Genomic DNA, 24,551 nt, shown 5'->3' on the forward strand with positions numbered 1-24,551 from the left:
CCTAAGGGATGTGCCGCGGCGGAATGCGCCGCGGCACATCCCGATCCCCAGCCGGAGAATTCAATGGTCGCCGTTACGAGCGCTGCCAAGCACAAGGCCTCCCGACGCAGATACTGGCAGACGAATGTCAATGCGTGGCTACTTTTGCTGCCCGCTGTCGTCCTGCTCGCGACCTTTACGCATTATCCAATTCTTGCAACTCTCTATCACAGCTTTTTCTCGCTCGGACGCAGTGGTCCGGCGGAATTCGTGGGCTTCGAGAATTATGCCTACATGCTGGATGACGATGTCTTTTGGCAGGTACTCCGCAACAACATTATCTTTGCGCTTGCCACTGTACCGACCAGCATTGTCCTTGCGATGATGATGGCAGTTTGGGTGGACAAGAAGATCTCGGGCCGGTCGTTCCTAAGGCTCGCATTCTTTACACCGACCGTTCTTCCCATGATCGCTGTCGCGAACATTTGGCTGTTCTTCTATACGCCGGATTACGGCCTGCTCGATCAGTTCCTGAAGACCTTAGGCTTTTCAGGACATAACTGGCTCGGCGATCCGGCAACCGTCATGACCTGCCTCACGATCATGGTTGTCTGGAAGGAGGCCGGCTTCTTCATGATCTTCTATCTTGCAGCTCTGCAAGTCATCCCGCCGGACCTCAAGGAGGCTGCGGCTGTCGAGGGTGCAGGACGCTGGTACTTCTTTCGCCGCGTGACATTGCCCCTTCTGATGCCGACGACGCTGTTCGTCTCCATCAATGCCCTGATCAACTCCTTCAAACTCGTGGATCAACTGGTCATCATGACCAAAGGTGGGCCGAACAACGCAAGCTCACTGCTGCTCTATTACATCTACGAGGTAGCTTTCACCTTCTGGGATACCGCCTACGCGGCCACACTGACGGTGACGCTGATCTCAATCTTGGCCGCTGTTGCCCTGACCAAATTCGTCTATCTCGATCGTAGGATTCACTATCAATGAAGCAGAGCAGCTCTTCGATCGAGACAATTGCAGCGTGGATCCTGGCGCTTCTGTGGCTTCTCCCTCTCGCCTACAGTTTCTGGAGCGCATTTCACCCGTCCGAGTACGCCACAAGGTTTGATCTGACGGCTCCTCTGACGCTCGATAATTTTGTGCGCGCTTGGCACCAAGCTCCGTTCGCCCGCTATTATCTGAACACGCTGATGCTGGTGACTCTGGTGCTCGCAGGTCAGCTGGTCATTGCGACGCTGGCAGCCTACGCCTTCGCGCGCTTTCGTTTCGCGGGCCGCGAAGTTCTGTTCGCGCTTGTTCTCGTCCAACTTATGATCATGCCTGACGTTCTGATCGTTGAGAATTATCGCGTCATCAGCATTTTGAACCTGCTTGACACGATCCCGGCTATTGCCCTGCCCTACATGGCCTCCGCCTTTGGCATCTTCCTGCTGCGCCAGACCTTCAAAAGTGTGCCGAATGAGCTGGTTGAGGCAGCACGGGTGGAAGGCGCCTCATCTTTTGGCGTCCTCTGGCGGGTTTTTGTCCCTCTCGGCAAGACCACCTATATTGCCTTCGGGCTCGTTTCCGTCAGTTATCATTGGAACAATTTCCTCTGGCCTCTCATCGTCACAAACTCCGTGGAGAGCCGCCCTCTTACGGTCGGCCTTGCGGTGTTTGGGGCTCCAGAGACAGGCGTCGACTGGTCAGTCATCACCGCGGCGACCGTGATGACCATGGCACCGCTGCTTCTGGCTTTTCTTCTATTCCAGAGGCAGTTCGTTCAGTCCTTCATGCGAGCCGGTATTCGCTGACCGAGGCAGTAAATGCGCTCCAAGAGGAGTGCCGTGGGGAAAGGCTTGTCGGCCAATGGTCCGATCCGCCGACTTGGTACAACGATAATCGTTCGGAGCGGCCCTTCGCCAGAGCATTGGTCGATACCAATGACAGGCTATCATGAGCTGAATCGGCTACATCCTCGTTGTCGACGGTGGCAGCGCATCAACCAAACTCTTCTCTGAAACCCGAATGCAGTTTCGTCCGGCAGCCTTTGCGCGATAGAGCGCAGAATCCGCAGCCTCAAGGAGAATATCTCGGCTGCTGCCCTGCACAGGCCAAGCTCCCGCTGCGCCGATGCTCACCGTCGCCGTACGGAAGAAGCTTGGTTCATGCTCTATCCCCAGATTCATAACGCCCGTTCGGATCGTCTCTGCCAGAGCATAGGCTGCGGACAGATCCGTTTCGGGAAGGACAATGATGAACTCTTCGCCGCCATAGCGGGCTGCAAAATCTCGAGGGCGACGAAGAGCTGCATCGATCGTTATGGCGACGGTGCAGAGCACACCGTCCCCCTTCATGTGCCCATAATAATCGTTATAGCTTTTGAAGAAATCCACATCGACGAAAAGTAGCGAGAGAGGAGATCCCGAGCGGATCGCCTGTCGCCATTCGCGCTCATAGAATTCATCAAAAGCCCGTCGATTTGGAAGACCGGTCAGGCCATCCGATCGGGCAAGTCGCTCCAGCTCCATTTCGGCTTTCGTTCGCCGACCCAATTCCCGCCAGAACAACACGATCAACCTTGCCAGAGCCAAGCAGAGAACACCCGCAATTGCCGCCAGAACAAGAGCCCTTCGCCACCAAGACGCCAGGATATCTTGAACGGATTGAGATACGGTCAGGACAAGAGGAAACTCACCGATCCTATCATACGTATATTGGCGGCGGACCTGATCGATCGCCGCGACTCCCTCGAAGCTGCCGGAACCGTCTTGAAGAAAGCGACGGAAATTCGCCGAGTCACCAAAGCGACGGCCGATCTCGCGCTCGCTATAGGGATGTCGCATGAGCAAAGTACCGTCACTTAGAAACAGGGATATCGATCCCCTTGGGCCGACGTCCAGCCCTTTCAGCATGCTTTGGACGTCGTCCAATCCGACTTCGGCCGCGACAACACCGATGAATTTTCCATCCGGATGTGAGAGGCGTCGGCTGAAGGCGAGGCTGAGTTTCCCTGTCCTGATCTTGCTCGTATAGGGATGACTGACGTAAAGCCCAATGAAGGATTGCTCCTTGTGGGCCCTGAAGAATTCATCGTTTGCGAAATTGAGATTTCTCGGCGCAAGCACTGATCCTCCATCGGCGATGAGATTTCCGGCTTCGTCGAGGAGCAGAATGGAGCCGGTAAAACTAGCCGAAACAGCCCGGTCGAACAAAATTCTATGTTGGATCTCGGGGGGCAATCTCGAGAAGCCGCGGTATCCGAAGCCCTCGACAACTCCCTTTAACGCAAGATCAATTGCGCTCACGTTGCCTCCGATGTCCCGGGTCAAGGTCATCAGCAGGTTCCGCGAAGTCTGCTCGGCTTCTCGCCAAACCTCTTGACGCTCGCTCCAGAGCCCGTGAACCGACAAAGCCAGAATGCCGATGGCAATTGCTCCGGCTATGAAGTTCAAGCGGAGTTGCCCCAGAGAATGCCTTCCTGGACGCTTCAGACGTGTGATATCCTTAAGCCATTCACGGGACATGGTTAGAGGCGAAATCTGAGAAGAGCCGCGGCACCGCCGTACCAGGAAGTGGCCGGGAAAAGAGGTAGCCCTGGCCGTTGTCGCACCCCAACTCGCGAAGCCGTTGAGCCTGACCGATCGTTTCAACGCCTTCAGCCGTAATTTCGATTCCTAGGCTTTTTCCGAGATCGATGATCGCCCTAACAATCGCTTCGTCGTCGGCATCCTGCTCAAGGTCCGTGACGAAGCTTCGATCGATCTTGACGTGCCCGACGGGAAATTGCTTGAGATGAGTCAGAGAGGCATAGCCTGTCCCGAAATCATCGAGCGCAACCAGAATTCCGTGCTCATGAAACTGACGGAGAACTGAGCTAATCGCTTCGGTGCCTCGTCCTAAAAGCACCGTTTCCGTAACCTCGACTTCGAAGCGATCCGGTGGAACTCGCCACCGATCGAGAACGCCAATGATCTCTTCGGCGAGTCCAGGCCGATTGAACTCAGCCGATGAAAGATTGATTGCGAGCCGCCCGAAATCCAAGCGGCTATCGAGCCAATGTCGCATATCCGTGGCTACAGCCAAGAGAATAGCCTTGCCCATTGCAGATGCTAGGTCATGATCCTCGAAAACGGAGCCGAAATGCGATGGCGTCAGGACACCCCTTGTAGGATGAATCCATCGTGCCAAGGTCTCCAGTCCAACGATTCTTCCGGTTTTGAAAGAAACCTTCGGCTGGTAAAACGGGACGAACTGCCCGCTGGAAAGCGCAGCACGAACCTCGTCCCCCAAAGAGAGACGGCTCTCAACGTCGACGCGCAACTTGCTCGAATAGACCGCCACGCGGTTTCGCCCTTGCGCTTTTGCCTGGTAGAGAGCGATGTCGGCATCCTTCAACAAATCCTGCGGTGTAACATCGTGCTCCGGGAACATCGCGACTCCGATGCTAGCTTTGCTGATGAACGCGCGGCCTCCATAGACGAAAGGCTGTCGGAGCGCATCGATAATCCTTTGGGCAAGATCGTAGGCGTAGTCCAGCGTGACGGGGTGCGTGACGATGACCGCGAACTCATCCCCTCCAAACCGAGCAACAATATCCCTTTCCCGCGCAAGGCTCCTCAGGCGAGCTGCCGTCGTTTTCAGCAGGGCATCGCCGGCATCATGGCCCATGGCGTCATTGACGTCTTTGAAATGATCAAGATCGATGAGCAATATGCTGACCGAGGAACCATCTTGCATGGCATCGGCAAGGGCCTGCTTGAGCCGATGCTGGAACAGCGCCCGATTTGGCAAACCCGTTAGCACATCGTGGTTGGCAACCCGCCAAACCTCCTCCTCGGCTGCCTTCCGGTCCGTAATGTCGAAAGTGATACCGACAATGCAGTTCGGACCCGCCTGCTCAGCGCGGATTCCAAGCCACATCATCTCTCCATCAGGAGGTTGGTAGCGAAACTCCATTGTGTCGAAGGCAGCGCGATCCGTCTGCATAACGAATGCTTCCACGCCCGCTCGGTCATCCGGATGGACCCGATCGAGGAAGTCGGATGATGGACCCGAGCCGATGCCGAGGAACTCCAACGATGTGCCCGAGCGTGTGACACATCCGGTCGAAAGATCCAATTCCCACGCAACCATACGCCCGGTTCGCAATGCCAACTTCAAACGGTCGACAGTGGCGCGTAGCGCTCTTTCCGAGTTTTTCTGATGGGTGATATCCTGAATCGTTCCAATTCTTCTAACCGGGAGGCCTCTGCTGTCGAGGAGGGTCCGACCGCTTACCGTAACCCAGCGCTCATCACCATTGTCGGCCCTCACGATTCTGCACTCACCGCTGTAGTTCACGGCGCCTGAAGTGGAATCCGGGAGCATTTTCCGCTTCATATCGGCGCGATCATCAGGATGTACATGCTCCAGGAATGTCGTCCCCGAGACGGGTGCATGTAACGGAATACCCACAATGTTCCGCGCCTCGAGCGTCCATTGGTGCTTTTCTGTTTTAAGATCCGTGTCCCATATGCCGAGAGGCGTCGTTTCGGCAGCGAGCCGCAATCGCTCCTCGCTGGCGCGCATCGTTTCTTCAGCATGCTTGCGATCATGGATGTCGGCGATGGTCCCGACCCATTCCATGACCGAGCCTTGCGGGTCCTTCAGCGGGACAGCTCGCGCTGCGACCCATCTGTAACTTCCGTCAGTCCGCCAGACCCTGAATTCGGCGTCATACGATACGCCGGATGTCAGAGATGTCTTCCAGCGTGCGAGAACACGGTCCCGATCTTCAGGATGCACGGCATCGATCCATCCCTGGTCGATGTACTCTGTCGTACTTTGCCCTGACAATTCGCTCCAACCCCACCCTTCCAGGATACGGCCATCTGGAGCGGCAATCCAAAAGACCATGGCGCTGGCTTCGAGTAGAGCGCGGTGTCGTCGTTCATTGTGCGCAAGAGCGCTCTCGGCCTTCTTCAGCTCATGGATATCGGTACAGGTTCCGAACCATCTTTCGATATTGCCATTTTCATCGCGGAGAGGCTCCGCACGACCAAGGATCCACCGGCAATCGCCGGACCGATGCCGCAATCGGTACTCGACTGCGTAATCCTCTCCCGTCGCAACGGCGATACCCCATTGTCTCTGTACATGGCTTCGGTCATCGGGGTGGAGCAATGCCAACCAACGCTCGCCATTGGCTTCAGCCAAGGCCGTGCCCGTAAAATCGTACCATCGCCGATTGTAGTAATCATTGCTGCCGTCGGCGTCGCTCGCCCAAACCATTTGGGGGATCGCATCGATCAGCGTCCGTGAACGAACCTCACTTTTAGCGAGAACATTATTGAGCCTCCTAAGCTCGAGATGGCTCATGACGGCCCGTGCCAGAGTGAGGAGAGTATCGGATTGCTCCTCGGTCAGTCCTTCAGGTCGGGGGGCTCGGTCGAGAACGCAGATTGTTCCGAGTGGACACCCGTCCTTGGTTTCAAGGCGAGCGCCTGCATAGAAGCGAATGTGAGGATCGCCTCTGACGAACGGGTTGTCAGCAACGCGCGGGTCTTCCAGCGTATCTGGAATGATCAGCAGGCCCGACCGATGCAAGGCATGGATACAAATGGAGAGTTCCCGTAGCGTTTCTCGAATGCCGAGGCCGATCTCGGATTTAAACCATTGCCGCTTCTCGTCGATCAACGAGATCAGTGCAATCGGAGCATTGCAGACATTTGCGGCGATCCGAGTTAGCCCATCGAGAGCCGCTTCTTGTTCAGAATCGAGGATATCGTAGCTCCGCAAAGCGGCAAGGCGCTCCCCTTCACGCCAAGAGATCGGCTTCTCCGAAGATTCTCGATCCTTCATAACGTTGCGCGCCAGCATCCAGACGATCCGGAAGGGCTAACTCGTAGGAATTGCAATAGTTGCGCCTCTGCGCCAGGACGCGAAGGTGTGCTCTGTTCCGAAGGTTCAGCTCACAGGAACCAAAAAGCTCGGCCCCGCCGCAGGCTTCATGTCCCTTCTCTGGTCCTGAGCAGACGCATAGCATTGGCGGTGACGAGAACCGTGGCGCCTGTATCGGCCAGAATCGCAGGCCAGAGGCCTGTCACGCCGATGATGGTAGTGACCAAGAATACGGCCTTGAGGCCGAGCGCAATGGCAATGTTCTGTCGAATATTCGCCATCGTGTCCCGAGACAGGCGGACCATGCACGCAATGTCGAGCACGCGCCCATGCAGGACGGCGGCATCGGCGGTCTCCAGGGCGACATCCGTGCCGCCCCCCATGGCGATGCCGATATCCGCCGCGGCCAATGCGGGAGCATCGTTGATGCCGTCACCGATCTTGGCGACCACATGGCCCCTGGCCTGAAGCTCACGAACGATGGCTTGCTTGTCCTGAGGCAGGAGCTCGGCCCGAACATCGATGCCAAGCCCGGCACCAATTGCCTCGGCCGTACGGCGGTTGTCTCCGGTCACCATCAGGGCATCCATACCGGCCCGTTTCAGCGCCACGAGTCCCGCCTGCGCATCTGCTCGCGGCTCATCGCGCATGGCGATCAAACCAGCGATCTGATTGTCCACCAGCAATACCGAAACAGTCTTGCCCTCTTCATTCAGCGCAGCAATGCGCTCCGCCTGCTCCATCGTGAAAGGAGCCCTCTCGGCTGCGGCCTTGGGTGAGCCGAGGAATAGCGACGTTCCTCCGACGCTGCCTGTCACTCCTTGACCGCCGATGGCACCTGCATCCATCGCAGGCTCAAACGGGACGTTGCTCTCGCGAGCTTTCGCAAGAATGGCCCTGGCAAGAGGATGGCTGGATCCGGTCTCGAGGGAAGCGGCCAGGCTAAGAACTTCGTGTTCCGCGCGACCGAAGGGCATGACGTCCGTCACCTGGGGCCGCCCTTCCGTCAGGGTCCCGGTCTTGTCGAAGGCCGCCAGTGTCACCTTACCGATGTTCTCAAGCACCGCTCCGCCCTTCATCAGCAGGCCACGCCGCGCGCCAGCCGACAAGCCAGCCGCAATGGCAGCAGGCGTCGAAATCACCAAGGCGCACGGACAGCCGATCAGCAGGACAGCCAAGCCCTTATAAATCCACTCACCCCATTCGGCGCCGAACAGGAGTGGCGGAACGACGGCCACGAGACCACCGACGACGACGACAGCCGGAGTATAGTAGCGAGAGAAGCGATCGATGAAGCGCTCAGTCGGGGCTTTGCTTTCCTGCGCTTCTTCGACGAGGCGCACGATACGCGCGATGGTGTTGTCCTGCGCTGCCGCATCCACACGGATGCGAAGCACGCCGTCACCGTTGATGGTGCCCGCAAAGACATTTTGCTCAGGCCCCTTTCGCTGCGGCGTACTCTCACCGGTGACGGGAGCCTCGTCGATGGCGCTCTCTCCCGATAGGATCGTGCCGTCCGCTGGAATACGATCACCAGGGCGGACCAGAATGATGGAGCCTATAGGGAGGCTCTCTGCGGAGACTTCCTCCGTTTTGCCGTCTCGCTCCAGGAGAGCGGTCTTGGGCACGAGCTTTGTCAGGCCTTGGATACTGGCTCGGGCACGACTGGCGGCAACGCCCTCAAGGAGTTCTCCGACCAGGAAAAGGAAGACGACCATGGCCGCCTCCTCGGTTGCGCCAATGATGACGGCCCCGAGCGCCGCGATGGTCATAAGCATTTCAATGGAAAACGGGGTTCCGAGACGGGCAGCCACGATAGCGCGCCGGGCAATCGGCACCAGGCCCACCATCATGGCGAGAAGGAACGCCCAGCGCCCCACATTTGGCACCGCAAGGCCGACCGCATAGGCCGCCACAAGGGCGAGGCCGCAGGCGATGGTCAATAGACCACGCTTGCTCTTCCACCACGGTCCTTCGCCGGCACCGTGGTCATGCATATGCGAATGAAGGCCTGTGACGCCTTCGGCATCATGACCATGTCCATGGGACCCATGATCGTGGTCGTGATCATGACAATCATGGTTCCTGGAGGCTGAAGGGGACGTTCCGGCATCTGTCGGTACCTGTCCGGTGATCCTATAGCCGAGCATTGCGATTTGCTTGGCCAGCGCCTCCGGAGCGACCGTGTCATCGTGAAGAACCGTTACGGTTCCGGCCGAGACGGAAACGTTTGCATCCGCCACACCATGAATACGTCGCAGGGCCGTGTCGATTTTCGCCGCGCAGGACGCACAATCCATCCCCGAGACGCGGTAGCGGGTGCGCTGCTCTTTGGAAAGCTGAGGCGCGGGCCCCTTCCGAGAGGTATCGGGCAGATCGCAGGCGTCACACATTGCAAACCTCTTCACTTCGATTCGAACAGAGCCTACATTCTCTAGTGACTAGAGGTTCAAGAGGGTTGTGATGGATTTGGCTATAGGAGAATTGTCCCGACGGACGGGCGTAAAGGTGCCGACGATCCGCTATTATGAGCAGATCGGGCTTCTGCCCTCACCCGTGAGGACAGAGGGCCAGCAGAGGCGGTACGGCACCGAGGAGGTGCGCAGGCTCAATTTCGTCCGGCATGCCAGAGAGTTGGGCTTCGAGGTCGATGCCATTCGGCAGCTCCTGAGCCTTGCGGCCAAGCCGGATCGCTCCTGCGGCGAGGTACATGATGTCACGAAGGCGCATCTCGACGAGATTAACAGCCGTATCGCGCGCCTGACCGCTTTACGCGACGAGCTTCAGGGAATGGTGGCTTGCGACCATAAGCGAATTGCCGAGTGCCGCATCATCGAGGTTCTTGCAGATCATGGCCTCTGTGAACATCAGCATCATTAGGCGGACATTGTTCTCATTCAGGTGACCTCGCCCGATAGTCGACGCCTGCCTTTCCGAATAAGAACCCGTTGGAGAAAGGGATCTCGCCACAGATCTCGCTCAGAGCCCGCCTGCCCTCCTCTGGGCTAAGCCTGCCATCCGCCACATCCCGGAAGGCGGCTGCAACCGCAACCATATCGCATGTCTGCGGTGAAAGCCTGCAGGAGGCGATGCCGAGGGCGGCAAGATCCGGAATGTTCTCGATCAGGTTGGCGTAGGTCGTCGAGAGCGTCTGAACCCCGTTCACGGCGAGGAAACGCTGGCCATCCAGGGTATCGACCGGCAGGCCATCCGGATCCTTGCCACATACGAACTGGCAATTGTCCTTCGTCAGCTTGTGAAGCCGCGCGTGATAGCACCGCGCCGAGATGGCGAGCGGTAAGCGCCCGAAAGCCCAGACCTCGAGAGCCACATCCGGACAGGCCGTCGCAAGAGCCGAAATGGACGAGACCGGCAATTCGGGCGGCAGGCAGACCTGCCGGGCGCCGTTGCGTCCCAGCCATGCCAGCGTCCCCTCATTGTACACATTGACATAAGGGCCGATGGCGTGGGGACGTCCGGCAAGATGGACGAGCGCCGTCACATCGTTCACCTCGACCAGAAGATCCGCCTCCTTCGCGAGGGATGCGATCTGCTTTCTTTCCCTTTCCAAGGTCACGAGCGCCAGAGAGCTGAGCAGGACTTCCTTCCCGGCCCGCATCAAGCGCTCCACCACTTCTGGGACAACGTCCTGAAAGAACGGAAGGCGCTTCGAACAGACGACCTCGCCGACGCAGACTGTGTCGACAGGCATCTCGTCTGCGACACGGTAGTAGAAGTCCCGCCAGATAGAGGGTTCCCAGTTATACAGGACGGGTCCAAGAGTCAGTTTCACGCTCGCTCCCCTCACCGGCTCAGCGCCAGGTCTTGCGATAGGCCCCGAGGGTGTTGCTCTGCCCCTCGCTCATGGGCTGCAGCGCTCCGGCCGGAATGGCGCGGCCTTCGTTCAGGGCCGAGATGGCCTCGCGGAACGAGCGCACGACATTCTCGATATATGCGCGGCTCCGCTGCCGGCCTTCGATCTTGAGCGCCGTGACTCCGGCCTCTTTCAGGCCCGGCAGGAGCGTTGCCGCATCAAGACTGACGGGGTCCTCGAAGATGTAGCCCGTTGCGAGCCCCGTCTTGAAGCGCCCCTTGCACAGAGTCGGATAAGCGGCAGGCTCGCCTGGCGCAAATTTGTTGATTGTAAATCCTCCGAGGCGTGACACGACGCTGCCGCCGGTCTCCTCGTAAGTTACGTGACTTGCGGGCGAACAGACACCATTCATGTTGGGCGACAGTCCTGTTGCAAAGGACGAAAGGGAACAGCGCCCTTCGGCCATCACGCAGAGGCCGCCAAATACGAAGACCTCCACCTCACAGGTCGTCGCACGTGTGATACGGGCAATCTCAGGGACGCTGAGCACGCGTGGCAGGACAACCCGCTTTGCATTGAACTCATCAACATAAAGACGGATGGCGTCAGGATTGGCCGCGGCTGCCTGCACGGACACGTGCAGGCGCATTTCGGGGTACGTCTCGGCCGCGTATGCCATCAAGCCGATGTCGCAGAGAATGATCGCATCCGCTTTGGCCCTCACGGCATCGTCAACAGCCTCGAACCAAAGGTCCAATGCGCCGGCGCGCGGAAAAGTGTTGATCGCGACGAGGACTTTCGCGCCCCTCCGGTGGGCATAGGCCACACCTTCCGCAAGTTCTTCGGGACTGAAGTTGAGTCCTGGAAAGTTGCGCGCGTTGGTCTCGTTGCGAAAGCCGCAATAAACACCATCCGCGCCGGCATCCACGGCGGCCCGGAGAGAAGACGGCGTCCCGGCGGGGCAAATCAGTTCCACGTCGAACCCTCTCTCCCATGGCGATAGACCTTTATGGACGGGCCATGTGCCCGGCCTCTCCGGCAGAGCATAGCTTCTCCGAAGCGGCCCAGAGGGCCCAGCAAAGAAGCTGCCTCACGCAATACATCGACTCCCGCGTCATCGATCGCGTTCCGCAGCGCAAGGACCGCCTCGATGTCCCCCTCGACCACGATAGTTCGGGAGAAGAACAGCGCATCGCCATCATATGCTCCGTTCGCCATGCCGAGCAGGGCCAGAAACGGACCAGAGATTCTGGCGTCGAGACGTTCAGGCAGGACACGGAGAACAACGATCCGCGAGGCATTCGGCGTCGTGTCTAGCAGGAACGCGAAAGGCAGATCCACCGGGGCCAGGCCATAGCGCTTTCCCGCATAGGACCCGAGGCGCTCGAACATGCGCGGGTGCTTTTGCACGATCCGCCGCATGACGGCCGACAGGAAGATCTGCAAAGGCCGAAGCGGAAGAGGCCGCAAAGCGGCCGCGGCCAGCACCGGTAACGTTGCAATGGGCGTATGTCGTGTCGTCATGCAAACATCCTTGCCACTGCTTTATCCGAAACTGCCAAGCTCGTGTTTGCGCTGGAGCAAAGACGGAAGCACCTGCTCTCCTCATCAAGAGGTATGTACCGAGGATGCTCATGTCCCACCGCCACCTGCCAATCTTCGCAGATCTCCGAGACTTCATGGCCTTCCTGGAGGCCAGGGGGCAGCTCGTCCGGATCCGTGAGCCGGTTTCCACCATGCACGAGATCACCGAGATCCATCGGCGTGTGCTCAAGGAGCATGGCCCTGCTCTCCTGTTCGAGCATGTCATCCAACCTGATGGCAGACAGGCCGAGATGCCGCTCCTCACCAATCTCTTCGGGACGGTCGAGCGTGTCGCATGGGGACTCGGGACAACACCAGATGGCCTGCGCGTCTTTGGCGAAACGCTCGCAGAACTGCGCGAACCGCGCCCTCCCCAAGGTCTCGCGGATGCGTGGAGCAAGCTGCCGCTGGCACGCGCAGCCCTTGCCATGCGACCGAAGGAGGTTGAGAGCGCGCGAAGGATCGTTCTCACTGAAGGAGACGTCGATCTCGGGCGCCTCCCGGTCCAAACCTGCTGGCCCGGCGAGCCCGCGCCGTTGATCACCTGGCCTCTGGTCATCACACGGCCACCGGACAGCGTTCGCGTGGATGACTACAATATGGGTGTCTACCGCATGCAGGTGCTTGGACGGGACAAGGCCATTATGCGCTGGCTCGCGCATCGCGGCGGGGCGCGTCATCACCGTCTGTGGAAGGACAATGGGCAGCCCATGCCGGTGGCGGTGGCGATCGGAGCCGACCCGTCCACCATCCTCTCGGCCGTTCTGCCTCTTCCGGAAACACTGTCGGAGCTTCGCTTCTCGGGCCTGCTGCGCGGCCGACGTCCCCGGCTTATGCCCTGTGCGACCGTTCCCCTCCAGGTTCCGGCGGAAGCGGAAATCGTGATCGAAGGCTTCGTCTCGGCACACGAAACGGCTCCCGAGGGGCCCTTCGGAGACCACACTGGTTACTACAATGCGGTCGAGCTGTTTTCGGTCTTGCACGTAACGGCCGTCACCATGCGGCTGAACCCGATCTACCTTTCGACCTTCACGGGCCGCGCTCCCGACGAGCCCTCCCGCATCGGGGAAGCACTTAACGAACTGTTCGTTCCCATTCTGAAGCGTCAGTTTCCCGAGGTCCGAGACATATGGCTGCCGCCGGAGGCATGCTCCTATCGGATTGCCGTCATCTCCATCGCGAAGCGCTATGCGGGCCAAGCCCGGCGCGTGATGCTTGGCCTGTGGTCCCTCCTTCCGCAATTCACCTATACGAAGCTTCTCATCCTCGTCGACGAGGACATCGATGTCCGCTCGTGGGATGACGTCATGTGGGCGGTGGCAACCCGCTCGGATCCCTCGCGCGATCTGGTCACGATCTCCGACACGCCCATAGACTACCTGGATTTCGCATCTCCCAAGGCAGGGCTCGGCGGCAAGCTCGGCATCGACGCGACGAACAAGATCGGGTCCGAGACGGATCGCGAATGGGGCAAAGTTCTCGCGATGGATCCGGCCGTTTCAAAGCGGGTGGACGCCATCTGGGATCGCCTCGGTCTTGACCAGAGCGTTTCAAGGAGAGCCTCGTGACGATACCTGCCCGGGTCGTAGTTGGGATCAGCGGCGCATCCGGCGCCTTGCTCGGCATCAGGATCGTCGAGATCCTCGCTGCCGCGCAATGTGAAACCCATTTGGTGGTCTCCCGAAGCGGAGAGCGGACGATGGCACACGAAGCCGGAACCGACGCGCTCCAGCGGCTTCGGAGCATCGCCACGTGCTGGCATCCGATCGACCATGTCGGTGCGACCATCGCGAGCGGGTCCTTCCGCACTGCCGGCATGATAGTTGCGCCCTGCTCGATGCGAAGCCTGTCCGCCATTGCGTCGAGTGCTGCGGACAACCTCCTCGTGCGGGCAGCGGATGTTCATCTGAAGGAGCGACGCCCGCTCGTGCTGTTAGCCCGGGAGACGCCGCTTCACCTGGGCCATATCCGCCTGATGGCCGCCGCTACGGAGATCGGGGCCATCATCGCTCCTCCGGTTCCGGCCTATTACCGCAGGCCGCAATCGGTGGCCGAGATCGTCGAGCACACGGCACGGCGTGCCATCGACCTGCTCAAGTTGGATATCCCGGCCCTGGCCGAGCCCTGGGACGGGCTCGCATAGTTTTTCTTTCTCTGTGCCATGGTCCGGCACTTCGGATGGTCCAGGCCCGAACACCGGGGGTGGTTTCGTTGAGGCCGGCCTCCGCCAACCCTGTTTCCTATAACGAAAGTCGCGGCCTCCTGGCTGATGCTTTCGGAATTGCGGGCGAGCACTTTCGCCGCGATGCCATCCCGGCGGCTCATTGCAATTATCGAGCCGACACGCTCTTCTTAGGAAACGATACGTGTCTGCAAAGGGACGCTAGATGCCGGATTATGAACTCATCGCCTCCAAGGGTTGCGGCTCGGCCATGATCGAGATGGCGCTGGAACTGGCGGGATTGCCGCATCGGGTCACGCTCATTCCATACCTGGAGCCGGGGCCCGGGAGGGAGCGGCTGCTTTCGCTCAATCCGCTGGGACAGGTGCCGACGTTGGTCCTGCCGGACGGGACCGTCATGACCGAGAGTGCTGCCATGGTGCTGCACATCCATGACGCGGCCCCGCATGCGCGCCTTGCTCCACGGCAGGACGATCCGGCCCGCGCGGCCTTCCTCAACCTGCTCGTCGTTCTGGTCGGCGCGCTCTATCCCACCTTCACGTTTGGGGATGATCCGAAGCAGTTCGGCCTCGACGAGAATGGCGTCTCTGTCCTGCGGGCGCAGACCGATGCACGGCGCATGCGGATCTGGCAGCTCGTAGAATCCCTGATTTCGCCGGCGCCTCACGTGCTCGGCCGGTCCATGTCCGGACTCGATCTCTACGTTGCGGTCATGACGCGCTGGAGGCCGGGCCGCGACTGGTTCGCGACGCATTGCCCGAAGCTGCTTTCCGCCGCGGAGGCGGCGGAGTCGAACCCGGTCGTCGCCGGGGTGATCGCGCGGAATTCGTAACGGATTCATGCATCGGCCGCTGCGAACTTTGATCCGCAGCGGCCGAAAAAGAACGGGCGTTCTTACATGCCCGAAAGGCAGAGGTACTTGGTCTCGAGGAAGCCCTCGATTCCATATTTCGAGCCTTCGCGCCCAAGGCCCGACTGCTTCACGCCTCCGAACGGCGCCGCCTCGTTGGCAAGCAGACCGGTGTTCACGCCCACCATGCCGCTTTCCAGCCCTTCGGCCACGCGCCAGACGCGTGCCAGATCCCGGGCGTAGATGTAGGACGCCAACCCGTATTCCGTATCGTTGGCCATTCCGATCACCTGCGCCTCATCCTTGAAGGTGATGATCGGCGCCAGGGGCGCAAAGGTCTCCTCGCGGGCCACTTTCATGGCCTGCGTCACGCCGGTGATTACCGTCGGCTCGAAGAAGGTTCCGCCCAGGCTCGCCCGGCGCCCGCCCATGACCAGGCGCCCGCCCTGCTCCAGGGCATCCGCCACGTGCTCCTCCATCTTCGCCACGGCCCGCTCGTCGATCAGCGGCCCCATGGCGACGCCCGGTTCCGTTCCACGCCCGAGCTTGAGGCTTGCGGCCTTGGCGGCCAGCTTCTCGACGAAGGCCTCGGCTACGCTTTCCTGCACATAGATCCGGTTGGCGCACACGCAGGTCTGGCCGGCATTGCGGAACTTGGAGATCATCGCCCCTTCCACGGCCGCGTCCAGGTCGGCATCGTCGAAGACGATGAACGGAGCGTTTCCGCCCAGTTCCAGGGACAGGCGCTTGATCCCGTCCGCCGCCTCCCGCATCAGCCAACGGCCGACCCGGGTCGAGCCCGTGAAGGAGATCTTGGCCACCTTGGGATTGTGGCAGAACTCCAGCCCGATCGGCTCAGCATCACCCGTTATGACCGAGAACGCTCCCTTCGGAACGCCGGCCCGCTCCGCCAGCACTGCTAGCGCGAGGGCGGAGAGCGGGGTCTGCGCCGCCGGCTTGAGCACCATGGTGCAGCCGGCGGCCAAAGCCGGTCCTACCTTGCGGGTGATCATGCCATTCGGGAAGTTCCAGGGGGTAATCGCCGCACAGACGCCGACCGGCTGTTTGAGCACCACGATCCGCTGATCGGGACGGGCGGCGGGAATTACGTCGCCATAGATGCGCTTCGCTTCTTCGGCGAACCATTCGAGATAGGCGGCGTTGGACACTACCTCGCCCTTGGCCTCGGCCAGCGGCTTGCCCTGTTCGGTGGTCAGGATCAGGGCAAGATCATCCGCATGGGCGAGAATGAGCTCATACCAGCGCCGGAGCACGGCGGCGCGCTCCTTGGCCGGACGGGCCGCCCAATCCTTCTGCGCCGCATGGGCGGCATCGATGGCCCGGCGTGCAATCTCGCGCCCGAGGTCGGGCACACTGGCGATGAGCGCGCCGTCGCTGGGATCGATCACCGGAATGGTGCGCCCCTCCGGTGACGAGACCCACTCTCCTGCCACATAGGCCAGGTCCGTCAGGAGAGCGGGATCCTTCAGGTTCAAGACCCGGGACGCGGCGGGCTTGTGATGAGCAGTCATTGGAAACTCCAAAGATGCGAAGTTGACGAAGCGAGGTCCTGTTTCGGCTCAGGCCGCGAGAGCGGTTTCCAGGATCTTGAGCCCTTCGTCGATGATGTTCTCCTCGGCCGTGAGGGGCACCAGGATGCGGATGGTGTTCGCATGAGTGCCGCAGGAAAGGAGGATCAATCCGTTCTCGTGCGCGCGCTGAATGACGCGGCGGGTTGCGTCGGGATCCGGCTCCCGGCCGCTGCGATCCTTCACGATGTCGAACGCGATCATGGCGCCAGGGCCGCGGACGTCGGAGATCGGGAGCAGATCGTTCCGTCCCTCCATCCGCCGCAGGGATGCGTGCAGACGCTTCCCGATGGCCTCGGCCCGTTCGAGCAGCTTCTCCTCCTCGAAGACATCGAGCACGGCGAGGGCCGCCACGCAGGCGAGCGGATTGCCCGCATAGGTCCCCCCCAGGCCGCCCGGATCGGCAGCGTCCATGATCGGCGCCTTGCCGATGACGCCAGAAAGGGGGAAGCCGCCGGCCAGGCTCTTGGCGACGCAGATGATGTCCGGGGAGACGTCGTAATGCTCCATCGCGAACATCTTTCCGGTGCGGCCGAAACCGGTCTGCACCTCGTCTGCAATGAGCACGATGCCGTGTTCGTCACAGACCCGGCGCAGGCCGCGCATCAAGGAATCCGGCGCCTGATGGAAGCCGCCCTCGCCCTGCACGGGCTCGATGATGATGGCCGCGATCCGTGAAGGATCGGCGTCAGCCTTGAAGATGAAGTCCAGATACTTGAGGGATTCCTCGACGGTCACGCCGTTCTGGTCCGTCGGGAACGGCACGTGCCACACTTCCGACAGAGCGGGGCCAAGGCCTTTCTTGTAGGGCACGACCTTTCCGGTCATGGCGGAAGCCAGCATGGTCCGGCCATGGAACGCACCCGTAAAGGCGATGACGCCGGAACGGCCGGTGGCCGCCCGGGCGATCTTGATGGCGTTCTCGGTCGCCTCAGCTCCCGTCGTGAAGAGCGCGGTCTTCACGGGCCCCTGAATGGGCGCGAGAGCGTTGAGGCGCTCGGCGAGGGCGATGTAGGGCTCGTACATGACGACCTGGAAGCAGGTATGCGTGAAGCGCGACATCTGCTCCTGGACGGCCGCGAGGATCTTGGGATGGCAGTGCCCCGTATTGAGCACCGCAATGCCGCCGGCGAAATCCACGTAACGGTTTCCTTCCACGTCCCACAATTCGGCATTGCGGGCCTTGGAGGCCGAGAGCGGCGTCGTGTGGCCGATGCCGCGGACGACGGCGGCGTTGCGGCGGGACAGAAGTTCGGCGTTTGTCGTCATGGAAAGACCCCGTGTGTTGGCGGCACGCAGGCTAGACGGGAGGCAGCGACGAACAATCAGCTATTTGTCGCCATCGATGCATTCAATGCATCGGTCCCGGATCCCTCGGACAGAATATCCTTCACCCAGACCCGAAGCACCGCCACGGCCGGGTCCCGCCACCGGCCGGCGGGTACCACCAGATAGTACCCGCCCAGCCTGACGTCGGAGGGGACGACCTCGACGAGGCGACCGGCCGCCAGATCCTCCTCGACCAGGAACCTGTTGGCCAGAGCGATGCCCTGGCCCAGGCGTGCCGCTTCGACCGCGAGATGCGCGTGCCAGAGGCGCGGCCCCCGCAGGGGCGGCACGGACGCGATGCCGGTACTGTGGAGCCATTCCTCCCATTGCTCGGTCGATTCCTCATGCACGAGCGGGAGAGCCAGGAGATCCTCCGGCTTTCCAAGACCCGGATATCGGGCGACGAATGCAGGGCTTGCCACCGGAAATACCCGCGGCCGCGCCATGAGCTCCGAGCGCAAGGCCCGTTCCGGCGGCGGCTCCTTCAGGTAGACTATCTCGGCATCCGCCTCGGAGCGGGAGAAATCGGGCCGCGACAGGGTCGGCTGCAGGATGATTTCGAGACCCTTCAGCTTTTCCTGCAATTCCGGCAGCCGCGGCAGGAGGCGCAGGTTCGCAATGCCCGGCATGCACCAGATATTGAGGCTGTCGCGATGGACCGGACGGGTTTCGCGAACAGCCTGACGAAGGAGATCGAATGCCTGGGTGACCTGCGCGTGGAAGGCCTCACCGGCAGGCGTCAGCGACAGCCCCCGCCCGCGCGGCTCGACGAGATCCACCCCCAGATCGAGCTGCAGATTCTGCAGGTGGCGGGAAACGACGGTCGGGCTGACGGAAAGCTCGTCCCCGGCCGCCCTCACGCTTTTCGTGCGTCCGACGGCCTCGAAGGCTCTCAAGGCGCTGAGGGATGGAAGCCGGGTCATCTCGAACGGTCCCGCGCCGGACAGGGCCGGCCGCACGGCCCCTCTTATAGGCAAGATTCCCATGCCGTGCCAGAGCGAGGCTCGGGCCTGTCCGGCCCCAAGCACCAGCAGTCTAGAGCGGTGCGGAGAGGCGCTGCCCGGAGCCGAAGGCCAGGCGATAGGCCAAGCGGGCCGCCACACGGGCCGTGTGGTCGTCCCGGTCGAGATCCGGATTGAACTCCGCAATGTCAGCCAGGGCCAGTTTGCCGGATGCCAGCACCTCGTCGATCACGTCCTCCACCGCCTCGAGGCTGATGCCACAGGCGGCGGGCGCCGATACGCCCGGCGCCACGGACGCCGGAAGCGTGTCGAGATCGATCGTCAGATAGACCCTGTCCACCGCCTCCAGGCGGTTCGCCAGGGCCCGTCGCAAGGTGGCAGGATCGGTCTTGCGGATCTGCTCGTCGAGCCAGTACTCGACGCCGAGACGGTCCGCCCGCTCGAACAGGGCCGTCGTGTTCGAAAGCTCGCTGATTCCGATGCAGAGATAGTTGAAGGCGCCGCCGCGCGCCTCGCACAGTTCGGCGATCTGGCGGAACGGCGTCCCGGAATTCGGCGCGGACGCCTGTCGCAGGTCGAAATGGGCGTCAAGATTGATCACCAGCACTCTGGTGGCGGCGAACCTTTCACCCAAATGATCGGCCAGGCCAAGAAAGCTTCCAAAGGCAATCTCATGCCCCCCGCCGAGAATGACGGGACGCAGGCCCTGGTCGAGCAAGGCAGACGCCTTTCCGGCCAGGCGCTCCTGCGCGGCCGTCAGGTTGCCGTCCCGGCAGGCGACGTCGCCGGCGTCGTAGAGCACGACCGGACGATGCACCGGCAGACGCCCCAGAAAGCTACGGATGACCTCCGGACCCCGCGCAGCACCGACGCGGCCAAAGTTGCGGCGCACGCCCTCATCGCTGGCGAAGCCCAGGAGCGCGGCTCCGGCTCCGGCGCTGGCTTCAGAATCGAGGGGGCGCACTACGTCCTTGACGCGAAAGACAGAGCCATCCTCCCCCCGGTCGCCCGGAAGGCCGACGTGGGGGATATCGTCTTGTACGGACATGGAATTTCAGCCCCGGGTGAGGACGGCCTGAAGGAACGAGCGGGTGCGTGGGCTGTGAGGATTGCCGAAGACCTGGTCCGGCGGGCCGGCTTCGATGATGCGGCCAGCATCCATGACCATCACCACGTCGGCAACCTCGCGGGCGAAGCCCATCTCGTGCGTCACCACGATCATCGTCATCCCTTCCTTGGCGAGCGCTTTCATCACCTGCAGCACCTCGCCCACCAGTTCGGGGTCGAGCGCCGAGGTCGGCTCGTCGAAAAGCATGACCCGGGGCTGCATGGCAAGCGCGCGCGCAATCGCCACACGCTGTTTTTGCCCGCCCGAAAGGGTGGAGGGATAGGCATCGGCCTTCTGGGCCAGCCCAACTTTCGCGAGAAGGTCCCGGGCCAGGGTTTCGGCCTGCGCCTTCGGCATCCTGCGGATCTGGCGCGGCCCGACGGTGACGTTCTCGAGCACCGTCAGGTGCGGAAAGAGATTGAAGGACTGGAAGACCATGCCGACCTGCATGCGCAGGGCATTGAGCTCCCGGTCCGGGATGAGCTGTCCTTCCTTGACGAGGTTCGTGTCGCAGATCGTGATCGATCCTTCCTGCGGCACCTCGAGGGCGTTGCAGCAGCGCAGAAGCGTGCTCTTCCCCGACCCGGACGGTCCGATGATCACGACGACCTGGGACGGCTGCACCGACAGGGACACGTCCGTGAGAACCCGGTGCGAGCCGAAGCTCTTGCCGATGCCGGCAACCTCGACGATGGGCTTGGGACCGCTCATTGCACGACTCCCCCGGCGCGCAGCCGCGTTTCGATATGGCGGAGAAGCAGGCCGGTCAGGCTGGTGAGGATGAGATAGACGAACGCGATTGCGAGATAGACCTCCAGGGACCGGTAGGAGACAGAGATGATCTTCTGTCCCTCGTGCATGAGGTCCGCGATCGTCAGGAGGGACACGAGCGCCGAATTCTTGATGAGCGCGATGAACTCGTTGCCGAGCGGCGGGATCATTCGCACCACCGCCTGCGGCAGGATGATGATGCGCATCGCCTGTCTGTAGGACATGCCCATGGAACGCGCGGCTTCCATCTGGCCGCGATCAATCGACTGGATGGCGCCTCGGACGATCTCCGACACATAGGCGCCCGAATAGATCCCGAGCCCGAGCACACCGCACAGGAAGGCGGGCAGCAGGATGTTGAACTGGGGCAGGCCGAAGAACAGCAGGAACAGCTGCACCAGGAGCGGCGTGCCCCGGATGAACGTGACGTAACCCGTCGCAAGGCCATAGATCAGCCTCCTGCTCGGATCGAGCCGGGCAATGCCCACGAGGAGGCCGAGCACGGAGCCCAGCAGGAGCGATGCGCTCGTCACCTCGATGGTGACGATGGCGCCGTGCAGGAGCTGGGCCCAACCCAGCCAAACGGGGGTAAAGTCAAGAGTCATCCGGGACCCGCCTGATGAGAGATGGAAGGGTTACTGACCGGCCTCGAACCACTTCTGGACGAGCTTGTCGTAGGTTCCGTCCGCCTTCACCTTGGCGATGGCGTCGTTCAACTCCTTGGTCAGTTCGGGCAGGTCCTTGCGGACGGCCATCCCGTACTCCTCGACCGTGAGCTGCTTGTCGATGACCTTCACGGTCGGACGGCTCTTCGCGAACAGCTTCGCGGCGGGCTTGCCGGTCACGGCCGCATCGACCCGACCGATCTCGACCAGGCTGAACATTTCCTGGTTCTTCTCCACCTCGACGCGCTCCACCTTCGGGAACTTCTCCTGCAGATAGGCAACGGACTTGGTGCCGACCTGCACGGAGACCTTCTTGCCCGCGAGATCCTCAGGCCCGTTGATCGTGGTGTTGTCCTTCTTCACCAGCATCACGAGGCCGCCGGGATAATAGGGATCCGTGAAGTCGACGACCTTCTTGCGCTCGTCCGTGATGTAGATCGCCGAGACGGCCATATCGAAGCGCTTGGCGAGAAGCCCGGGGATGAGTCCCTTGAAGTCGATGGAGGTCCACTCGACCTTCTTGCCCATCTTCTGCGCCACGGCCTCGACGAGCTCGATATCGAACCCGGTCAGCTTTCCATTCTCCTGGAATTCGAACGGCATGAAGGTCGCGTCCGTCGCCACCCGCAGGGTTTCGGGTGTCTGGGCCTGAGCGACGCTCAGGCAGGCCAGAGCCCCGGCCACGCCGAGGGCAAGCTTACGAAACAATGTCATGGGATTTCCTCTCCTTTGCTTAGACTTGAAGATTGGTCGAAATGGCCTTGGCGGCCGCGAGCGTGAACCGGATGAACTCGTCGCGCCGCTCGCCGACACGGGAGCTCGGCGCCATCAGGCTGATGCTGCCTTCGAGGCGTTCGCCGTGTGAGAAGATCGGGACGCTCGCACCCCAGACGCCGGCATCGACCTCCCCCTCGCTTTCGGCGTAGCCACGCCGCTGGATCGTTTCCAGATCCTTCAGGAGAGCGGAGCGAGCCGCGGCGTCCTGCGCGAGCAGGCGGTTCAGCACCTCGTCACGGACGCTCTGAGGCAGGAAGGCCAGGAGAGCCTTTGCGGAAGCGCCCCGGCTCAAGGGCTGAGACCGCCCTTTGCTGAACGAGCAGCGCAGGGATTGCGGGCTTTCGATCATCTCGAGGCAATAGACCTCGGTGCCCAGGGCCTTCATAAGGCCGACGCTCTCCTGCGTCATCAGACACAGCCTCTGCATCTCGGGCAGGGAGGCGGCAAGGACCTGGGAAGTCCGGTCGAAGTTCTGCGCCATTCTCAGGCAGACGGGGCCCGGGCCGTAGCCGATGTCGCGCCCCAGATCCACGATGAAGTCCCGCTCCTTCAGCAGGGTGAGGTGCCGGTAGGCGCTGGAAAGCGGAATGTCCGCAAGCTCGCTGACGCGCTTCGCCGAAAGCGGCTCGCGGGCGGTCGCAACCGCCTCCAGCACGTCCAGAAGTCGCTCGACTGCCGACATCCTCGCTCCAAATTCTTATTCTGTGAGATTCATATTTCCATGCCGTGGGAAATTCAACAATGAATTTCCAACGTCGGTTGCCCTCGTGCCGCATTGGAAACGAAGTTACGTACTTCAGGGAGGGCGGGGATGCGTGCACCAAGAGCCGGCCCGACGAAACGGACACGGCATGGCGCAGCGCGGCATGCGGGGCTGCAGCGACTTTTGATGGGAAAGAGATGGCGCCGATGGCGGAAGGTCAGGCGCGGAGCAGGAGCGCGGACGGACTTTCCGGACAGATCCTGTACGCCGAGCGTCCTTTCGCTTGGCTTTCGTCCTTGGCGGCATAAAGCGCCGCATCGGCCTTTTCCACGAGCTCCTGCGCGGTTCGTCCCGACTGAGGATGGAAAGAAATGCCGATGGACACCCCGACATTGACCGTTTGACGATCGACCGAGACCGGCTGGTCCACGAGGCTCATGACCTTCTCGGCAATCTCCTGAGCAGCCGCGAAGGCTCCGCCGCGCTCCGAAGCTTCGAGCCCATATGCGATGATCGCGAACTCGTCGCCTCCCAGGCGGAAGACACCGTCCCGCTGGCGCGTGCCTGCACGCAGGCGCCGCGCCACGTTTCGAAGGACGGCATCTCCCATGGGATGCCCGAAGTGATCGTTGACCTGTTTAAAATGATTGAGGTCGAGCAGCAGGATCGCCGCAACCTCGCGCGCCTCCGCAGCCCCCTCTTCCGGGTTCACGAGGGTCGCAAGCGCTGCGTCGAATGCAGCGCGATTGGACAATCCGGTGAGGAAGTCGAGCCGGGCCTTCATTTCGGCCTCGGCGGCCCGCTGCTCAGCCCTGGCTCTCTCGGCAACCTCGCGGCGCACCTCCTGCAATCGTCGCCATGAGAAGATCCAGAGACTTACGCACAGAAAGACGCCGAGCAGGACCGTCTCGTGAAAGTCGATCCGCTTCTCGGACGGGAGACCCTCAATGAAGCCGAAGATCGTGAATTCGTACGAGACCCAGAGCAGGATGAGGAAGGCCGTTGCAAGGAGGAACAGATCCTGACGAGCCTGTCTCTGAAGCCACCGGTACCCCTCGGGAGGCGCATTCACGCGGTCGAAATCCTGGCTCATTGTCTTAATCTGCACCACCCATAGAAATCTGCAGCGCAGATTTGAATGTCACCGTAGAACATTCGACGGCCCTTCCAAGACAAACGTCTTGAATGGGGACGCTGCACGTCGAGGCCTCTGCGCCGCGCGGGATTCTCTGTAGCGCTCCGCCCACGGAGCTCGCTGACACCCAACTCGACCTCAGCCGGCAACATCAAGTGGCCCATTAACCTGTAAACTACCTAACCTCCAGCGATAAATTTTCGTCGAAACACACGACTGTTCTTTCATTT

Annotated in this window: 21 protein-coding genes; 6 read left to right on the forward strand and 15 right to left on the reverse strand. The window is 61.3% G+C overall.

From position 1 onward, the window contains the following. The first annotated feature begins 63 nt into the window (after positions 1-63). On the forward strand, positions 64-978 hold the full coding sequence (locus C4E04_RS15815) for a carbohydrate ABC transporter permease (RefSeq protein WP_109598873.1): 915 nt from the start codon (positions 64-66) through the stop codon (positions 976-978). After that, complete coding sequence (locus C4E04_RS15820; RefSeq protein WP_109598875.1) at positions 975-1,784, forward strand: carbohydrate ABC transporter permease; 810 nt, start codon at positions 975-977, stop codon at positions 1,782-1,784. Before C4E04_RS15815 ends, C4E04_RS15820 begins: the two co-directional genes overlap by 4 nt. A gap of 156 nt (positions 1,785-1,940) precedes the next feature. Here the strand turns inward: C4E04_RS15820 and C4E04_RS15825 are convergent, their stop codons facing one another. From C4E04_RS15825 to C4E04_RS15835, 3 genes are all read right to left on the reverse strand, one after another. After that, on the reverse strand, positions 1,941-3,425 hold the full coding sequence (locus tag C4E04_RS15825) for a sensor domain-containing diguanylate cyclase (RefSeq protein WP_162559424.1): 1,485 nt from the start codon (positions 3,423-3,425) through the stop codon (positions 1,941-1,943). 61 nt (positions 3,426-3,486) lie between these two features. Next, positions 3,487-6,831 (reverse strand): EAL domain-containing protein, encoded by a 3,345-nt coding sequence (locus tag C4E04_RS15830; RefSeq protein ID WP_109598879.1) that lies wholly within the window; start codon positions 6,829-6,831, stop codon positions 3,487-3,489. Positions 6,832-6,959: 128 nt separating this feature from the next. Beyond that, positions 6,960-9,152 carry a heavy metal translocating P-type ATPase gene (locus tag C4E04_RS15835; RefSeq protein ID WP_245416339.1) on the reverse strand — a complete coding sequence of 731 codons (2,193 nt, stop codon included), beginning with the start codon at positions 9,150-9,152 and terminating at the stop codon, positions 6,960-6,962. A 163-nt stretch (positions 9,153-9,315) separates the two neighbouring features. On the opposite strand from C4E04_RS15835, the gene C4E04_RS15840 reads away from it, so the two are divergent. Beyond that, a complete protein-coding gene (locus C4E04_RS15840) occupies positions 9,316-9,732 on the forward strand; it encodes a helix-turn-helix domain-containing protein (RefSeq protein ID WP_109598883.1) in 417 nt (138 codons plus the stop codon). Positions 9,733-9,745: 13 nt separating this feature from the next. On the opposite strand, the gene C4E04_RS15845 is transcribed toward C4E04_RS15840, so the two are convergent. From C4E04_RS15845 to C4E04_RS15855, 3 genes are read right to left on the reverse strand one after another with little or no spacing between them, the layout of a single operon-like run. Further along, on the reverse strand, positions 9,746-10,645 hold the full coding sequence (locus C4E04_RS15845; protein ID WP_109598885.1) for a U32 family peptidase: 900 nt from the start codon (positions 10,643-10,645) through the stop codon (positions 9,746-9,748). Between the two features lie 19 nt (positions 10,646-10,664). Then, positions 10,665-11,642, reverse strand: a complete 978-nt coding sequence (locus C4E04_RS15850; RefSeq protein WP_109598887.1) for a peptidase U32 family protein — start codon at positions 11,640-11,642, stop codon at positions 10,665-10,667. Beyond that, positions 11,633-12,190, reverse strand: a complete 558-nt coding sequence (locus tag C4E04_RS15855) for an SCP2 domain-containing protein (protein WP_109598889.1) — start codon at positions 12,188-12,190, stop codon at positions 11,633-11,635. The genes C4E04_RS15850 and C4E04_RS15855 overlap by 10 nt, the downstream gene beginning before the upstream one ends. 110 nt (positions 12,191-12,300) lie before the next feature. Between C4E04_RS15855 and C4E04_RS15860 the strand changes: the two genes are divergently transcribed. From C4E04_RS15860 to C4E04_RS15870, 3 genes are all read left to right on the forward strand, one after another. Beyond that, the gene (locus tag C4E04_RS15860) at positions 12,301-13,818 is read left to right on the forward strand and encodes a UbiD family decarboxylase (RefSeq protein ID WP_109598891.1); all 1,518 of its coding nucleotides are present in this window, start codon (positions 12,301-12,303) and stop codon (positions 13,816-13,818) included. Beyond that, on the forward strand, positions 13,815-14,393 hold the full coding sequence (locus C4E04_RS15865; protein WP_109598893.1) for a UbiX family flavin prenyltransferase: 579 nt from the start codon (positions 13,815-13,817) through the stop codon (positions 14,391-14,393). Before C4E04_RS15860 ends, C4E04_RS15865 begins: the two co-directional genes overlap by 4 nt. Positions 14,394-14,637: 244 nt before the next feature. Then, a complete protein-coding gene (locus C4E04_RS15870; protein WP_109598895.1) occupies positions 14,638-15,264 on the forward strand; it encodes a glutathione S-transferase family protein in 627 nt (208 codons plus the stop codon). Between the two features lie 62 nt (positions 15,265-15,326). Here the strand turns inward: C4E04_RS15870 and C4E04_RS15875 are convergent, their stop codons facing one another. The 9 genes from C4E04_RS15875 to C4E04_RS15915 all read right to left on the reverse strand — a co-directional run bounded on the left by C4E04_RS15875 (position 15,327) and on the right by C4E04_RS15915 (position 24,279). Continuing rightward, on the reverse strand, positions 15,327-16,814 hold the full coding sequence (locus tag C4E04_RS15875; RefSeq protein ID WP_109598897.1) for an NAD-dependent succinate-semialdehyde dehydrogenase: 1,488 nt from the start codon (positions 16,812-16,814) through the stop codon (positions 15,327-15,329). A gap of 48 nt (positions 16,815-16,862) precedes the next feature. After that, positions 16,863-18,140, reverse strand: coding sequence for a 4-aminobutyrate--2-oxoglutarate transaminase (gene gabT, locus C4E04_RS15880; protein ID WP_109598899.1), 1,278 nt, complete (start codon positions 18,138-18,140; stop codon positions 16,863-16,865). Between the two features lie 56 nt (positions 18,141-18,196). Then, positions 18,197-19,123, reverse strand: coding sequence for a LysR substrate-binding domain-containing protein (locus tag C4E04_RS15885; RefSeq protein WP_109601195.1), 927 nt, complete (start codon positions 19,121-19,123; stop codon positions 18,197-18,199). A gap of 112 nt (positions 19,124-19,235) precedes the next feature. Continuing rightward, complete coding sequence (gene hutG / locus C4E04_RS15890) at positions 19,236-20,210, reverse strand: formimidoylglutamase (RefSeq protein WP_109598901.1); 975 nt, start codon at positions 20,208-20,210, stop codon at positions 19,236-19,238. Positions 20,211-20,216: 6 nt separating this feature from the next. Beyond that, complete coding sequence (locus tag C4E04_RS15895; RefSeq protein WP_109598903.1) at positions 20,217-20,981, reverse strand: amino acid ABC transporter ATP-binding protein; 765 nt, start codon at positions 20,979-20,981, stop codon at positions 20,217-20,219. Beyond that, positions 20,978-21,646 carry an amino acid ABC transporter permease gene (locus C4E04_RS15900; RefSeq protein WP_109598905.1) on the reverse strand — a complete coding sequence of 223 codons (669 nt, stop codon included), beginning with the start codon at positions 21,644-21,646 and terminating at the stop codon, positions 20,978-20,980. Before C4E04_RS15900 ends, C4E04_RS15895 begins: the two co-directional genes overlap by 4 nt. 30 nt (positions 21,647-21,676) lie before the next feature. Beyond that, a complete protein-coding gene (locus tag C4E04_RS15905; RefSeq protein WP_109598907.1) occupies positions 21,677-22,420 on the reverse strand; it encodes a glutamine ABC transporter substrate-binding protein in 744 nt (247 codons plus the stop codon). Between the two features lie 19 nt (positions 22,421-22,439). Continuing rightward, complete coding sequence (locus C4E04_RS15910; RefSeq protein WP_109598909.1) at positions 22,440-23,165, reverse strand: IclR family transcriptional regulator; 726 nt, start codon at positions 23,163-23,165, stop codon at positions 22,440-22,442. 238 nt (positions 23,166-23,403) lie between these two features. Continuing rightward, on the reverse strand, positions 23,404-24,279 hold the full coding sequence (locus C4E04_RS15915) for a GGDEF domain-containing protein (RefSeq protein WP_109598911.1): 876 nt from the start codon (positions 24,277-24,279) through the stop codon (positions 23,404-23,406). Positions 24,280-24,551: the final 272 nt, after the last annotated feature.

The organism is Microvirga sp. 17 mud 1-3 (assembly GCF_003151255.1).
Taxonomy (GTDB): Bacteria; Pseudomonadota; Alphaproteobacteria; order Rhizobiales; family Beijerinckiaceae; genus Microvirga.

Coding starts and splice junctions, on each gene's coding strand:
- C4E04_RS15905 (WP_109598907.1), bottom strand. CDS start 22,420: ATGACATTGTTTCGTAAGCTTGCCCTCGGCGTGGCCGGGGCTCTGGCC.
- C4E04_RS15835 (WP_245416339.1), bottom strand. CDS start 9,152: ATGGATTGTGCGTCCTGCGCGGCGAAAATCGACACGGCCCTGCGACGT.
- C4E04_RS15915 (WP_109598911.1), bottom strand. CDS start 24,279: ATGAGCCAGGATTTCGACCGCGTGAATGCGCCTCCCGAGGGGTACCGG.
- C4E04_RS15900 (WP_109598905.1), bottom strand. CDS start 21,646: ATGACTCTTGACTTTACCCCCGTTTGGCTGGGTTGGGCCCAGCTCCTG.
- C4E04_RS15895 (WP_109598903.1), bottom strand. CDS start 20,981: ATGAGCGGTCCCAAGCCCATCGTCGAGGTTGCCGGCATCGGCAAGAGC.
- C4E04_RS15870 (WP_109598895.1), top strand. CDS start 14,638: ATGCCGGATTATGAACTCATCGCCTCCAAGGGTTGCGGCTCGGCCATG.
- C4E04_RS15815 (WP_109598873.1), top strand. CDS start 64: ATGGTCGCCGTTACGAGCGCTGCCAAGCACAAGGCCTCCCGACGCAGA.
- C4E04_RS15840 (WP_109598883.1), top strand. CDS start 9,316: ATGGATTTGGCTATAGGAGAATTGTCCCGACGGACGGGCGTAAAGGTG.
- C4E04_RS15910 (WP_109598909.1), bottom strand. CDS start 23,165: ATGTCGGCAGTCGAGCGACTTCTGGACGTGCTGGAGGCGGTTGCGACC.
- C4E04_RS15855 (WP_109598889.1), bottom strand. CDS start 12,190: ATGACGACACGACATACGCCCATTGCAACGTTACCGGTGCTGGCCGCG.
- C4E04_RS15830 (WP_109598879.1), bottom strand. CDS start 6,831: ATGCTGGCGCGCAACGTTATGAAGGATCGAGAATCTTCGGAGAAGCCG.
- C4E04_RS15875 (WP_109598897.1), bottom strand. CDS start 16,814: ATGACTGCTCATCACAAGCCCGCCGCGTCCCGGGTCTTGAACCTGAAG.
- C4E04_RS15860 (WP_109598891.1), top strand. CDS start 12,301: ATGTCCCACCGCCACCTGCCAATCTTCGCAGATCTCCGAGACTTCATG.
- hutG (WP_109598901.1), bottom strand. CDS start 20,210: ATGTCCGTACAAGACGATATCCCCCACGTCGGCCTTCCGGGCGACCGG.
- gabT (WP_109598899.1), bottom strand. CDS start 18,140: ATGACGACAAACGCCGAACTTCTGTCCCGCCGCAACGCCGCCGTCGTC.
- C4E04_RS15820 (WP_109598875.1), top strand. CDS start 975: ATGAAGCAGAGCAGCTCTTCGATCGAGACAATTGCAGCGTGGATCCTG.
- C4E04_RS15885 (WP_109601195.1), bottom strand. CDS start 19,123: ATGACCCGGCTTCCATCCCTCAGCGCCTTGAGAGCCTTCGAGGCCGTC.